General features: G+C 71.6%; 11 protein-coding genes. 7 read left to right on the forward strand and 4 right to left on the reverse strand.

All coding sequences use genetic code 11. From position 1 onward, the window contains the following. The first annotated feature begins 543 nt into the window (after positions 1-543). Positions 544-1,044, forward strand: coding sequence for a hypothetical protein (locus ACIP37_RS37250; RefSeq protein ID WP_400812527.1), 501 nt, complete (start codon positions 544-546; stop codon positions 1,042-1,044). Between the two features lie 71 nt (positions 1,045-1,115). Further along, positions 1,116-3,581, forward strand: a complete 2,466-nt coding sequence (locus ACIP37_RS37255) for a Helicase associated domain protein (protein WP_400812526.1) — start codon at positions 1,116-1,118, stop codon at positions 3,579-3,581. 173 nt (positions 3,582-3,754) lie between these two features. Here the strand turns inward: ACIP37_RS37255 and ACIP37_RS37260 are convergent, their stop codons facing one another. After that, positions 3,755-5,428 (reverse strand): replication-relaxation family protein, encoded by a 1,674-nt coding sequence (locus ACIP37_RS37260; RefSeq protein WP_400812525.1) that lies wholly within the window; start codon positions 5,426-5,428, stop codon positions 3,755-3,757. A gap of 362 nt (positions 5,429-5,790) precedes the next feature. On the opposite strand from ACIP37_RS37260, the gene ACIP37_RS37265 reads away from it, so the two are divergent. The 4 genes from ACIP37_RS37265 to ACIP37_RS37280 all read left to right on the forward strand — a co-directional run bounded on the left by ACIP37_RS37265 (position 5,791) and on the right by ACIP37_RS37280 (position 10,347). Further along, positions 5,791-7,347 carry a Mu transposase C-terminal domain-containing protein gene (locus ACIP37_RS37265; protein ID WP_400812524.1) on the forward strand — a complete coding sequence of 519 codons (1,557 nt, stop codon included), beginning with the start codon at positions 5,791-5,793 and terminating at the stop codon, positions 7,345-7,347. Then, entirely contained in the window at positions 7,347-8,114 is a 768-nt protein-coding gene (locus ACIP37_RS37270) for an AAA family ATPase (RefSeq protein ID WP_400812523.1), read from the forward strand. The genes ACIP37_RS37265 and ACIP37_RS37270 overlap by 1 nt, the downstream gene beginning before the upstream one ends. Further along, the gene (locus tag ACIP37_RS37275) at positions 8,107-9,288 is read left to right on the forward strand and encodes a hypothetical protein (protein ID WP_400812522.1); all 1,182 of its coding nucleotides are present in this window, start codon (positions 8,107-8,109) and stop codon (positions 9,286-9,288) included. The genes ACIP37_RS37270 and ACIP37_RS37275 overlap by 8 nt, the downstream gene beginning before the upstream one ends. 273 nt (positions 9,289-9,561) lie before the next feature. Further along, the gene (locus ACIP37_RS37280; RefSeq protein ID WP_400812521.1) at positions 9,562-10,347 is read left to right on the forward strand and encodes a helix-turn-helix domain-containing protein; all 786 of its coding nucleotides are present in this window, start codon (positions 9,562-9,564) and stop codon (positions 10,345-10,347) included. A gap of 582 nt (positions 10,348-10,929) precedes the next feature. Here ACIP37_RS37280 and ACIP37_RS37285 read toward each other — a convergent pair. Continuing rightward, on the reverse strand, positions 10,930-11,916 hold the full coding sequence (locus ACIP37_RS37285) for a hypothetical protein (RefSeq protein WP_400812520.1): 987 nt from the start codon (positions 11,914-11,916) through the stop codon (positions 10,930-10,932). Between the two features lie 102 nt (positions 11,917-12,018). Continuing rightward, positions 12,019-12,243, reverse strand: coding sequence for a hypothetical protein (locus tag ACIP37_RS37290; RefSeq protein ID WP_400812519.1), 225 nt, complete (start codon positions 12,241-12,243; stop codon positions 12,019-12,021). A gap of 103 nt (positions 12,244-12,346) precedes the next feature. Here ACIP37_RS37290 and ACIP37_RS37295 point away from each other — a divergent pair, with 103 nt between their 5' ends. Further along, on the forward strand, positions 12,347-12,949 hold the full coding sequence (locus ACIP37_RS37295; protein ID WP_400812517.1) for a hypothetical protein: 603 nt from the start codon (positions 12,347-12,349) through the stop codon (positions 12,947-12,949). Between the two features lie 195 nt (positions 12,950-13,144). Here ACIP37_RS37295 and ACIP37_RS37300 read toward each other — a convergent pair whose 3' ends face one another. After that, positions 13,145-13,729, reverse strand: a complete 585-nt coding sequence (locus tag ACIP37_RS37300) for a DinB family protein (protein WP_400812515.1) — start codon at positions 13,727-13,729, stop codon at positions 13,145-13,147. Positions 13,730-14,108: the final 379 nt, after the last annotated feature.

Consider the following 14,108-nt stretch of genomic DNA (forward strand, 5'->3'; position numbering starts at 1 on the left):
CCCGGCTACGCCGGGTAACCACGGGCCTTCGGCCCGGGTTGCTTGCGCCTTCGGCGCTGCGCGGCGGCTTCGCCGCCGGTACTGCCCGGCCTTCGGCCGGGGGCACCGGGCTTCGCCCGGTGCTGGGTGGCGGCTGCGCCGCCACAGCGCCCGGCTTTGCCGGGCCTGCCGGGGCTGCGCCCCGGCTGGGGTGGCGGGTGCCGTGACGGCGCAGGGGTCATGTGGGGGCCAACTCAGGGGTTTGCCCGTGGAGTTGACGGCGCGTGGGCGGGTGGGGCCTTCGGCCCGGGTGGTGCGGAGTTCGGGAGGCCGGCCTGGTGGTGCGTGGGCTTGATGGAGGATGCGGGCCGGGGGCGGTGGGCGGGTTGGGGTGGGGGCGAGGGGGTGTCACGTGGCGGGGTCGCTCGTTGGGGTGGCGTGGGGCGGGCTTCGCCCGAACCGTGTGCATCAAACTTGGCATGACGCTAGACTCTGTGCTGCACGGCCGCCTTTGGTGGGCCTCCTGGCTCGCTGGATCGGGCCTCCACCGCGAAGGGGAATTCGATGGGTGCCAATTCCGTCTATTATGCTCGGCCTGCTGTCCGACGTGAGGCGCAGGGGAAATCGCTGGAGTACCTGGTCGAGAAGGCGGAGCACGCTCGCTGGTGGGAGCGGAAGGCCGGCCGGGTGGAGGACTCCGCCTCGGTGGCCACCGAGGAAACCGAGGAGTGGGCGCGGATCGTGGATCTGATCCGAGCCCGGCACCTGACGGCGTACGACGTCGACCAGGACGAGCAGGCGCAGCTCTGGCTGACGGAGCACCAGGAGCGGCGTGCGGCACAGGGTGAGGAGCAGCAGCGGGCTCGGCGGGCGCGGCAGATGAGGTTGGGTCGGCGGCACCTGCGGGTCGGGTTGTCGGCTGAGGCCGAGCAGCGGTTGCTGGAGCTGGCGGCCGGGCTGGGGGTCGGGATGGAGCAGGTGCTGGCGGAGCACGTGGAGAGCGCGGGCGAGGGCCTGGTTCAGGTGCCCGCCGTGGCGGTGGACGCGGAGAAATACCCCCGCTGAATAGCTTTACCAGCGCTCTTGAATTCCCCACTCCCACTGTCGTCTGATTCCCTGGAAAGGAATTGTCTGCCATGCCGAAAAAGCTCCGTGCTAATCAGGAAGAGGCGTGTGACGCTTCCGTACGACTTCTGACGCCTCCGGCGTCGGGTCTGCTGCCGCCGGAGGGGCTCCGCTGTCAGGTGCGGGCGGCGACAGGCTCGGGCAAGTCGCTGACGGCCGTGCACGTGGCCGAGCGGCTCCACTCGGAGTGGACGCTGGTGCTGGTACCGTCGCTGCCGCTGCTGGAGCAGACGGTGGCGGTGTGGAAGGGCGAGGGGTACGGCGGCCGGATGGTCGGGCTGTGCTCGCTCAAAGGCTCCGAGCAGCCCGGCATCCCGTGCACCACGGACGCGGCGGAGCTGATCCGCTGGACGGACGGGCCGGGCCGGGTGACAGTCTTCGCCACCTACTCCAGCCTGGGCTTGGGGCACCTGGAGAAGGCGCACCAGCAGGGCTTGAGGCCGTTTTCGCTCGCCATCGTGGACGAGGCGCACCGGGTCTCCGGCGCTGCGGGGAAGCCGTGGGCCGCGATTCTGGACAACGCCAGGATCCCGTGTGACCGCCGGTTGTTCATGACGGCGACGGCCCGCGTGTGGGCGGTGAAGGAGCGGGACCGGGAGCGGGCGGCGTCGGCCGGCATCGAGACGGCCGAGCTGATCGCGAGCATGGATGACGAGAGCATGGGCGCCTTCGGCCCCATCGCGCACAGCTATGCGCTCGGGCAGGCAGTGTCTGACGGCGTGATCGCGCCGTACCGCATCGTGTGTGTGGACGTGGCCGACCCGGTGCTCCAGGGGCTGGTGCAGCGCGGCGCGGACGAGCGGTCGGTCGAGTACCGGGGCGCCCGCCTGGCGGCGCTGCAGACGGCCGTACTGACCGCCGCCGCCGAATGGGACCTCGCCCGGGTCCTGTCGTTCCACCACTTCGTGGCGGAGGCCCGGGCGCTCAGCACAGGCCTCCGCGACGTGGCCAAGGTGCTGTGCGAGCAGGACTCCGCGCTGCACCCGAACCCGGAGCTGATCGGGACCAGCTGGCTGGAGTCCGAACACACCGCCCGGGAGCGGCGCCAGACCCTCGCGGACTTCTCCTCCCTCGTCGCCGACGACGGCCTCCGGCTGCTCCGCTACATCCTCGCCTCGGTCAAGGTCTTGTCCGAAGGCGTCGACACCTTCGACTGCGACAGCGTCTTCTTCGCCGACGTACGCGGCTCCATGGTCGACCTGGTCCAGGCCGTCGGCCGGGCGCTGCGGATGAAGCCCGGCAGCGGCAAGATCGCCACCATCGTGGTGCCGGTCATCCTGGGGCCCGGGGAGACCGGCGCGGAGCTGCTGTCGTCGCGGGCGTTCGACGGGCTGGCCAAGCTGTTGATGGCGCTCCGCAGCCACGACGCGGCGGCCGTAGAGCGCCTGGCCCTGCCCCAGTCCGAGACCCGGCCGGCCCGCGAACCGAGGCACGCCGGAGACCCCGACGAGCGCCGCTCCGGCCCGGCCGGGGAGCAGCTGCTCCAGTTCTCCACCCAGCTCGACCCCGCGCTGATCGCGGCGTTCGTGCGGACCCGGGTGCTGGAGCCGGAGCGGGAGGAGTTCCGGCGCGGCCTTCAGGAGCTGCTCGCCTACAAGAAGGCGTTCGGCGACGTGAAGGTCGCCTACGCCTACACCGCGCCGTCCGGACACCGGCTCGGCGGCTGGGTGGCCGACCAGCGCCGCTACAAGGCAGCCGGCGTCCTCGACGCCGAGCGCGTCGCGGAGCTGGACGACCTCGGCATGATCTGGTCTGCGTTCGACTCGGCCTTCACCGACAACCTCACCACGGTCGCCGGATACGCCGCCGAACACGGCCACGCCTGCCCCCCGAACGAAGCCGTCTGGGAGGGCCGTCCGGTCGGGGTCATCATGAAGAACCTGCGCACTGCGCAGCGGCGGACCGAGGCGCTGGAGAAGCGGGCGGAGGCCGGGGAGACCGGACTCGACTGGACCGGGGCCCTGTCGGCGGAGCGGAAGGCCGCGCTGGACGAGATCGACCCGGGGTGGTGCCCGGCCTGGTCGGTGGAGTGGCAGCGATGCTTCGCCCTCGCCTGGCGGCACGTGAAGGCCGGCGGCACGCTCGCGGGTGACCCGGGGACGGTCGTGGTCCAGGGTGAGGACCTGACCGGGTGGGCGCGGGCGCAGCGGGTCGGTTGGGCGAAGCTCGGTCCGGCTCAGCAGTGGCTCGTCGAGCACGTGCTGGGGTTGGAGCCGCTGGCCGCCGCCGAGTTGCCGCCGGTGAAGGTGCCGCACGCTGAGAAGGAACGCCGCAACCTGCTGGCGGCGGCGCAGTACCGGGAGCGGGAGGGCCACTTGAACGTCCCCCGTAAGCACCCCGAACGGCTGGTGCTGGACGACGGGACCGTGGTCGAGGTGAGCCTGGGCCTGTTCATCGCCAACAGCCGCCTACGACGCGCCACCATCCCGGCCGAGCGGGCCGCCCGGCTGACCGAGCTCGGGATGCGCTGGGAGTAGGGCGGTCAGCGGGGCGGGCCCGGGGCGGCAGGCGGTTGTCCTGTCGCTCCGGGCCTTGTCGCGTCCGGGTCTCACACGGGGGTTGGCGGGTATCTGTGCAGGTCACAGGGCGCGACAGCGCCCGACGCGACAGGGGGCGCGACAGCCCCCGCGACAGGGGCCGGCAGGGCCGCTCAGCGGCGGTCCCTCGCAGGGTAGAGGGTGGCGTGCTGCACCCGGAGGTCCCACCACTGGTCGGCCGGGGTGGCGACCCGGGCGGCCAGCGTCTCCCGCATGGTCGGCAGCGGCAGCACCAGCGGGCCCCGCTTCTTGTCCTTGCGGGTCTGCTCGCAGTGTGGGCACTCCAGCCGGTTGGGGCCGGCCTCCTCCGTCAGCTCCAGCGGGGAGTCCTCCTTCCCGCCGATCGACTCCCGGCAGGTCCAGCACGGGCGCAGCGCGGCGTTGGCCGCGCGGGCCGTCTCCAGTTGCTGGAGTGCGGCGGCGGCCTGGTCCTCCTTGTGCTTCCTGTGGCAGGGGTAGCAGCGGCCTCCGGGGCGGCGGGTCCAGTTGCCGCCGAGGCCGTACTCGTAGGCGGTCTCCTCCTTCGGGATCTTGCCGCAGTCGGCGCAGGCGAGGGTGCGCATCCACTCGGCGTGCTCCTGGCGGGCCTTCTTCTCCCGGGCTTTCTGGCGCTGCTGGTAGGCGTCCTTGTTGTTCGGGTTGTCGAGTGCGTCGGTGAGGGAGTGCCGTCCGGCGCGACCGTAGCGCCACCAGATGGGGCCGAGCGGGCCGTGCTCGGTCAGCAGTTGAAGGGTGGTGGTGACGACGGGTACGGAGTCGTCGTAGTTGCGCCAGCCGTCCCCGTCGTTGTCGTCGTGGTGCACGGTGCGCCACCGGCCGCCCCATGCCTCGACCGAGAGGTCGGCGACCTTCTCCTGGCGGTTGGCCAGGACGGTGGGGGAGGCGTCGGTGACGACCAGGGCGACGGGCGGGTAGCCGGGGCGGGTGTGGGCGGGCCAGTCCCGGCGCCACCAGTGCACCATCCGGTCCTCCAGTTCCTCGTCGGCCAGGGCCGGGTCGTTGCTCTTCACCTTGGTGCGGAACAGCTCGCGGTAGGCGAAGAACTTGGCGGCCAGCCGCTCGGTCGACATGGTCGAGCGGTCGACCTCGACCATCAGCACCGGCACCCCGATCTCCGGGGCCTGCCAGACCGCGTCGGGGCGGACCTTGCGCCGGCCGCCCGGGAGCACGTACTCGACCTCGGTGGCCCAGTCCGCCAGCGTGCCGACCCCGCCCGGAGCGTCCTTGTCGGTGCCGCCCAGGACGAACGCGGCGATCGTCTCGTTGACCGCCATCGCGTGCTGCGCACCCGTGCGCCCGGCGCCCCGGGCGGTGGAGCCCATCTCGGAGCGGAACAGGCCGAGCACCTGCCCGGCCGCCTCCAGCCCGGCCGTGCCCTCCAGCCGCCAGGTCTTGTGCCCGGCCTTCGTGTTGCCGTCGGAGGCGACCAGGGCGTGCAGCGCGAGATCGCGCAGGCCTTGGCGGATCACCGTGTTCGACGCCGCGCCGGGGCGCAGCAGGCGCTGGAGCTGGTCGGCGGTGGCGACCTTGAGGACGCCGAGCGCGCCGAGGATGTCGGAGCGCAGCGGGGCGGTGGAGCCGTTGGGCCAGAGCCTGCCGCGCCGGTAGGCGGTGCGGCCCGGCGGAGGCCGCCAGCCCAGCCGGTCCGGCCCGACCACGTCGGCCGGGTCGGCCAGTGCGTCCGGCTCGGCCAGTGCGTGCGGCTCGGCCGGTTCGACGGCGTGCTCCTGGCCGTCGATGTCGTGCGCGCTGTCGTCGGGCTGGGCGGGGCGCTGCGGGGTGCTCACGGGCTTCTCCCGGGGTCGGCGGTGGATCTGATGCTCCGAGGGATATCCCGCCGCTCCGACAGCCGCCAGCCCCTTTTCCACCCCATCCCACCACCCGGCCCGAAAGGGCCCGCGCCGCGCGCCGCTCTCCCCCAATCCGCACGGACGGCATCAGCCGGACGCAGAAAGAGAAAGCCCACCGCAGGTGGGACGACACGCGATTGACAGCGGCTGGCGACACCGAGGTGTCAGTACCAGAGCTGGCGGTGGTCGGCAGGCACTTCGTCCAGACTGCACTCCTACGGGTGTCCAGCACTTCAGGGCTCGGGCCAGGGCGATAGTACGCAAGCGACCCTGTTGCTATGGCAAGGACTGGACCGCAGGTGCAGGCGGCGGTCGTGGCGCGACTTCGGCAGCTGCGCGACGACGGCGCGCTGAGTTCCAGCCACGTGCGCGTGGTCGCCGCTTCCATGGGGGTGTCCGAGCGCACCGTGTGGCGGTGGCTCTCCACCCCGCCGCGAACAATGCAGCAAGCCCGTTCGTCGTATCGCCTGACCGACATCGATCGGGAGGCGTTCGCGTTCTTCCGCGGCAACGTAGCAGCACTTGCGCGTGCTCGGCGGGCGGTGGTCGACGGTGTCGGTCAAACAGCCGGTGCCAATGTGCCGGACTTCCTGGCTGAGGGCTGGCGCGGTGCCCGGCCGGTGGCTCTTCGCACCCTGCAGCGTGCGTTCGCCGCGGCGCTCACCCCGGCGGAACGGGCGGCCTGGCGGGTCGGCGAGAGCGGCGAACGCGCGGCCCAGGTGTACCTTCGCCGGACCGATGCACCGCGCGGGCGGGTGTGGGAGATGGACCACAAGCAGTTGCCGCTGTTGGTGCTGCCGCCGAGGGGCGGTGCTTTGTCGCCGTGGTTGACCACGGTGGTGGACGACGGCTGCCGGGGGTTGCTCGGGTGGGCGTTGTCGGTGCATCCGAGCGCGGGCACGGTGTTGACCGCGATGCGGATGGCCATGGCCTACGAGCCGGAGGTCTCGCCGTTCGGGTCGGTGCCCGAGCGGGTGCGTGTCGATCGTGGTCTGGAGTTCGCCGCCGACGCCGTCGAGGCGGCGTTGGGCGCGTTGGCCGTCGTGGTGCACCGGCTACCGCCCTACACCCCGCACCGCAAGGGCAAGGTCGAGCGGCTGAACCTGACGATCGAGCAGACCCTGCTCTCCCAGTTGCCTGGCTTCACCGGTGGTCCTCGGGATGCGAGCGGGCGCCTCTACGGGCCCGTCGACGACTCGGCCAAGGCGAAGAAGGCGGCTGAGCAGACCGGCGGGCCGATGCGCATCGAGGAACTCGTACGACGGTTCTCGTCCTGGGCCCGCTGGTACAACACCGAGCGCCCGCACAGGGCGCTCGGTGGGCGGACCCCGGTCCAGGCGTGGTCGGAGGACGAGGCGCCGCTGCGGCGGATCGACCCGGCGCGGCTGCGATACCTGCTGCTGGCCGGCGTGGAGCGCAAGGTCGGCAAGGACGGCATCCGGTTCAACGGCCACGCCTACCTGGCACCCGAGCTGTACGGGCGAGGAGGCGAGGTTCTCGAGGTGCGGTACATGCCGCACGACGAGCGGTGGATCGAGGTGTACCGGCGCGGCGAGTACCTGTGCACCGCTCACCCGTCCGCACAGCTCACACCGGAGCAGCGGGAGGCGTTTCGTGAGCATGCCCGGTCCGAGGCTGAGCGGCTCGGCCGTGAGCGGCGGCGGGCGGCGCGCCGGGCGAGGCGTGAGTTGGCGCCGATGACCGCGACTCAGGGGGCGGCGGAGCCGTCCCGGCTCGTGCGGCCCGGTGAGGCGGCGCAGTCCGTCCAGCACGCCGGCGAGGCGTTGCTGAAGGCTCGGGCCCGCAGTGACCTGCTCGGCATTGTCCCTGTCACCGATCTTCTTCCGGAGCTGTGATGCCCCGTCAGTTCGTCGATCTTCAGGATTCGGTCACCTTGCCCACCGGCTACTTCCAGCTGGCGGCCAAGGTCCTCGACGACCTGGTGGCGAACGCCGCCACCGGTGTCGTCCACGGCCCCGCTGGCACGGGCAAGACCTTCGCGGTGGAAGCGGCGCTGGAGGCGCTGGAGCGGCGCCCGTCCGGGGAGCGTCCGGCGGTGGTGTCGCTGCAGTTCCCTTCCCGTCCGACGATGCGTCTGATCGCCGACCAGCTGTTGCAGGAGCTCACCGGTGCCGAGAGCCCTTCCAGCCGCAACCGGTTCGACCTGACGACCAAGCTGGTCGGTCTGCTGGCCTCGCCGATGCGCCTGATCGTCGTGGACGAGGCCCAACGCCTGACCGGGGACTGCATCGAGTTGCTGCGGCACCTGCACGACGATCGGCGCACCCGCTTCGCGTTGTTGTACGTCGGCGGCGACGGCTGCTGGGAGGTGCTCTCCCGTGAGCCGATGCTCCGTTCTCGGATCTTTCGCCGGCTGCGTTTCGAGGCGCTCGCCCAGGCCGAGATCCCCGTGTTGATGCGCCGCTACCACCCGATCTACTCAGGTGTTGACGACCATCTGCTCTTCGAGATCGACAACGCCTACGGGCACGGCACCATGCGGGACTGGGCGGTGTTCACCCACACCGCGGCCGGGCTGTGCGCGGCGGCCGGCCGGCCCGTCCTGGACGAGGAGATCACCACCAGCGCCTACGCGCTGCTGGGCGGCGGGGTCTGTGTCTGACGGCCCGGGCCGGCGGGCCGCGCTGGTCCTCAACCCGGACGACGACGTCGCCCTCACCCGGCGTCTGGACGCTCTCACCGGAGGGCGCCGCCTGGTGGTACGGCCTTCGCCGGGCGGCGGCGCGCGCGACCTCGCCCGCGACATCCTCGCCGCCCTCGGCAAGAGCCCCGAAGTCGTCCTCGACAAGACCTCCACCATCGCCGACGCCTTCCGCACCTGCGCCGCCTTCAGCACCGCCGCCGGCGTCACCGACATCGTCGTCGACCGGGTCCACCGGCTCGCCACCCGCACGGTCGAACCGTTGCTGGAGCTCGCCGGTACGACCGGAGCCGCCCTGTGGCTTATCTGGTCCGGTCCCCAGCCCACCGCCGCCCTGATCGCCCTCCTGCGCCAGTCCCCGCTCGAGGCCCGCACGGAACTGCTCGACCCCGCCGCCTTCTACCGGTGCCTGCCGCTGCCAGCCGGCGAGCAGCCGGACACGCCGCAAACCGCTCTCCCTCGGCCCGCACAGGCATGGCCGCGCCTGCCGATGGCGGACTTCCCCCTCTTCCTCGCCACCTGCCGCCGTACCTTGCCCACAGCCGTCCTACGGCGCGTCACCGACCTCTACCGGAGCGAGATGCACGCCGCCTCCCGCTTGGCCGACACCACCGCCCACACCCTCACCACCTATCTGCGTGACCAACGCCTGGGGCCGGCCCCCACACCCGAGGACGCGCTGATCCGCCTACGCGCGATCCAGGCCGCCCTGTTCGCCCGTGGCGCTCTGCTGCGCTGGCAGCCCTCCACTCTGGGACCGGACCCGGCCACCCGGCTGGTGACCCGATTCACCGAGCACACCGCCCACGCCCTGCGGACGTCGGCCGACACCGAATCCGGCGCCGCCACCGCCCTGGCCCTGTACTTCGGTACCGGCCCGACCGGCTTCGACATGATCCGGTGCCACGACATCGCACCCGACGGATCCCTCTTCCATCTGCCGCACCTGCCCGCCGAGGAACACGAGTACCTCCGCCCGCACTGGAGCAAGCAGCGCGACCGTGAGGAATTCACCGGTCCCGGCGAGAGCGACCCCCTGCGCACCCCGGATCCCGTGGTCATGCCCGCACACGCCCGCGCCTTCCTCGCCGCCCACCACTTCTACCGCCGTACCCAGGGCGCCCCGCCCCCGTGACCCCTACTTCATCCACCCCCACGAACCCGGCGTCCTCAGCCCCGTCCCGCGCCTACGCGAAGCGATCATCCGCACCTGCCACCGGCTCCACCTCGACATCTCCTGGCTCCACCGCTCCCACTGCCGGCACGGCGACCAACTCGGCCAGGGAAACGGCGACTGGCTGGCCCAGCGGGGCCTGAGCGTCCACCACCTCGACCCGCCCACCACGGAGCGCCAGTGACACCGCCGCAACGCCGCGGCCCCAAACGCCACCGGTACAAGAGCCTCTCGGTGCGACGTGCCGACGCACTCCAAGAACGCCTGCACGCCGCCGGGATGACCGTGTGGCAGCTCGCCGACCTCCTCGGCGTCCACGAACACCAGATCGACCTCGACGAACTCCCCGACCTGCCCGTACGAGTCCTGCACGAGATCGCGCGCCGCCTCGACCTCCACCCCGCCGACATCCTGCGCGAGACCGACGACCTCTACGCGCTCCCCCGCGCCCACCCGCCCGGAAAAAAGCCACCGGTCAAGAAGCCCCCCGGTATCGCCCACGACGCCCTACGCCTCGTCAACGCCCTCGCCCTGGCCGACCGGCCCATGCTCCCCGAAGAGCTCGCCCACGCTCTTACCTGGCCCGTCAAACGGGTCGACAACGCCGCAGCCCATGCCCTCGCACACCCCGCTATCGGCGGCGCCGTCGCCCTACGCGGCGAACCGGGCGGCTACCTCAGCACCTCACCCCGCCTCGACCTCCTCATCACCAGCCAGCAGACCGAACTCATCGCACCCCACGACGACGACACCCACCAACCCGGCCGCTACCAACGCGACCCCCTCACCCCCACCGAAGCCGAAACCCTCCTTGCCATCTGGCACACCGCGGACACCGACCACACCAACCCACTCCAGGACCACGCACTCCACGGCCTCATCAACGCCGGATACGTCACCCAACCCGGCGGCCTCACCCTCGCCCTCACCGACGACGTCCTCTACAGCCTCAACCCCACCCAGCTACCAGACACCCCACCCCGCCCCGCCACTGACACATCCCATGACGCCGACTACTGACACAACCTGTCGCTGACCACAGACAAACCCACGTCGTCCGACAAGGGCAGAAGCCCCGCCGTCCGGACCGTCACCCAAACCGCACACACCACACCACCAGCAACCAGGGCAGAGGGACAGACAGAGGGGTTGTTTGAATTTCCGGCCCTCCAAAAACCGGCTCTGAGCTGCGGAAACGCCGGATCGACGCGGGAAGGTCCGGGGTACCTGCGGTGGTGTCTACGTGGCACCCGGCGCGGCTGGTCGCCGGGCCGTCGGCCGGCCCCGCAGGCCGCGGACGGCTCCGCCGGACGCGACAAGACCAAGGAGAAGAAGGGGTTGTCGGCATTTCCGGCCTGCTCCGCACGGGCTCTGACCTGCTGCGATACCGAGCCGGGGAGAATCATCAGGTGCTCACAAAACGCCCGGGTAGGCGCTCTACAAGGCGCCTGACAAGGTGTCCGACAAGATGCAGCCCAGGTCAGCCGAGCACCGGAGCGGCGTCGGCGTCGACCAGGCCCGCCGCCAGGGCGTCGCGGGCGAGCAGGGCGGCCTGCTCGACGGTGGCTTCGCCGGACGTGCGGAGCTGCCGGTGGTGTGGGGTCAGGTCAGCTGCTGGTTCCGGGCGGCGCGGAGCAGGGCGACGGCGTGGGGCGCGTCCGTGGAGAGCCAGGTGTCGCCGCCGGTGGCGTCGATGATCAGGCAGCCTTTGATGTAGGTGCCCCAGCCGTCGCCGAGCGCCTCGACCCAGCCCAGTAGTCGGCGGTTCGGGTCGCGGACGGCGAACAGGTCTGGAGTGCCCCAGCCCTCCACCACCAGGTCGCTCCCGTCGATGCTCCAGGAGTCGGTCGGGGCGCCCAGGCCTCGGGCGAGCGGTGAGTGGGCGGTGGGCTCGGCGGCAAGAGCCAGGCGCAGTTGCTGGGGGACGGTGGCCGGGTTCTGCGAGGCGGCGGAGTCCTTGGTGGTGTCGGTTCTGGGTGCGGTGGTGGTCGGCGACGGGGTGGGATCGACGTTGACGACCGGGTCGCCGGTTTCGATGCGCGAGGAATCAAGCGGGGCGGCGGCCGGCTCGGGAGCGGGCGCCTCGGCGTGGTCCTGCTCGGTGCGGAGCCGGTCGGCGGTCATCTCGTAGCGCAGCACGTGGGCCTTGCGCAGGATGCGCTGTGTGGCGCCGGTGAGGCTGGTCTCCAGCAGGGCGAGGGCCTGGTTGCAGCGGGGGTCGTCGCCCTCGCCGCGGCGGGCTCGTTCCAGGTTCTCCAGGAAGCGGGCGGTGCTGCGCTGCACGGCGGCGGCGAGTTCCAGCAGTTCGTGCTGGCCGGCGTCGCCGCTGGGTTCTGCGGTGGCGCTCAATTCGACGCGCGAGGTAACAAGGGCGTTGGCGACGGCGTCCTGCTGGTGGGCCGCCCGCCGGCGCCGGTAGGCCTTCGAGGAGCAGGCCCGGCCGCAGTAGACGGGGCGGCGGCCCGGTCCGGCGGTACGCAGTTCAGTGCCGCACTCCGGGCAGTGGGGCGTCCCGGACTCCACATCAATTCGACGCGCGTCGATTCCAATGCTGGCCTTGATTCCTCGCGCGTCGTTTTCCGTCTCCATGATCGAGGAGCGTAACCGGCCCACGGACAACGCGCGGACCTCTCCCGCCGCGCGCCCGGCCGCTTGCGCGTTGCGCACGGTGCGGCCGGGCCCGGTGGGGTGTCAGTCGCCGACCGCGTCGGCGGTGTAGGAGAGGCCGCCCTTCCCCAACGGGCGCCGCCCGCCGGTCGCGGGGCGCGCGGCCGGCACGGCGGGGACGGAGAACGGCGAGCCGAGACGCTCGGCCGGGAGCAGCCGCTCGGCGGCCGGTTCGTCGGCGGCGCCGCTCGTGTGCGAGAACGGTTGGGCCAGCGGGCGCCGGGGCGGACGGCCGATGTGATCACTCATGGCTGACAGTCTGTCACCCCGGGCGCCGATCCTGGCCGGGACGTCGGACCGGACGATGCGCTCCGTGCCGTAACCCGAACGGCGGCGGCCGGGTTCACCGGTCATGACGAACGTGATTCCCCTGCCCGGCGGCCGGCACCACCGCGACGAACACGGTGGCGGTGGCGGTGGTGGCGCGGTGTCGGTCTTCGCCGCGGAGCGGGCTGCCTTCGAGGCCGCCCGCGCTGCCCGGGCGCAGCATGATCTGGCCGAGGATGCCGAGGCCGATCGGGCGCAGGCCGAGTACCGGGCGCGGTTGGCGTCCGCGATGGGGATCGCGGCGGCCGCGGCGTCGCGGGCGGCGGTGTGGGTGTCCGAGCTGGCCGCCCGTACCGGTAGCCGGTACCTGGCTGAGTTCGCGGCCGCGGTGCTCGCCTGCGGCCGGGACTTGGACCCCGAGGACGACGACCATGGCGGCGTGCCCGTCGACACCGCCTTCGTGCTCAGCGGCATGGTGCTGCTCGACGAGCCCGGCCTCGCTGGCGGCGAGGGCCTCGCCTTGGCGGCGGTGGGCGCGATCGCCCTCGCGATGCCCCGCACCATCACCGCCGGCGACCCCGTCGGGCATCTGCCCGAACTCGCCCACCACCTCGACCAGGCCGTCGCCGCCGGCCGCGCCGCCGACGTGGCACCGCACGTGGCGGGACCGGCGTCGTACCAGTCCTGAACTGCGGTGGGGAGTTTGGCGGGGCGAAACTCACCGGCCTTACGGGGCGGAACTCACCGGCCCGTCTGTGACTTCAACGGATAGTCTGCGAGTCCGCCGTCTGCGACCTGGGGTTTCGACTTGTAGTTTGCGAGCCGTTCCGAAGGCTACTTTGCGAGGTGCCGTCCGACGGTGGTGACCGTAGGCGACGGGTCACTAAGCCTTGATTGATGCGGCCGACCTGGCGGCCTGCTCGATCTTCGCGCAGTAGGCTGCACGGGCTTCCTCGTCGATCTGCCTCTCGTGTTCGGGGCGCATCCCGGTCCGGCCGTCGAGGCCCTCGCGCAGGATATCGGCGTGCCCTGCATGCCGGTTGGACTCGCCGAGGACATGGACCATGACGGCGAACAGGTTCGTGTCGGCATAAGGCTCCGGCCACCACGGCACGTGGCCGGGGGCGTCGAGGGGAAGCTCGTTGATCGTCGCGTCCGAGTGTTCCCACGTGCGCTGGTAGAACCCGATGATCTGAGCGCGAGTCTCGTCCTCGGCCGCCCACAGATCGCTGCCGTCGGAGTCCTGCCACCGGGGCAGCGGTTCCGGGGAAGGGCGGTCGAAGACCTCACCGAAGTACCTGGCCTCGACGCTGGCCACGTGTTTGACCAGGCCGAGGAGGTTGGTCCCGGTCGCCGTCAGAGGCTGGCGGGCGTCGTATTCGGACAAGCCGTCAAGCTTCCAGAGCAGCGCCTCGCGGTCTCGCCGCAGTCTCCCGTGAAGGTTGTTCTTCGCGAATTCATCGATCATGCGGCCTGAGCCTGCCATGGGCTGCTCGTGGTCTCTAGATCCCGTACGTGGTCCGCAACGACTGGCAGAGCCGAGGCCTGGCCATGGCCGCTCCCCCAACGGCCACGAAACCTCCGTATCGCAGACCAACCACGTACCGACCCAGCGACGCAGCCAGCCATCCGCCAACCGAAGACGATCCCACTCGGCGGCATCACCCGCGTACGCCACCACCAGGTCGTCCACACCGCACCCATTGGACCCAGCCGAAGAATCCACCTGTTCCACAGCACCACGGCCACACTCCTCAGAGGGTGTTCGATAGGGGATTCCCCCCAACTGTCCGGCTTTGGTTCTTGCGGCACGGACTCGTTTTCAGGATCTCGTGGCGGCCGGGTCC

It is taken from the genome of Kitasatospora sp. NPDC088861 (assembly GCF_044750105.1).
Classification (GTDB): Bacteria; Actinomycetota; Actinomycetes; order Streptomycetales; family Streptomycetaceae; genus Kitasatospora.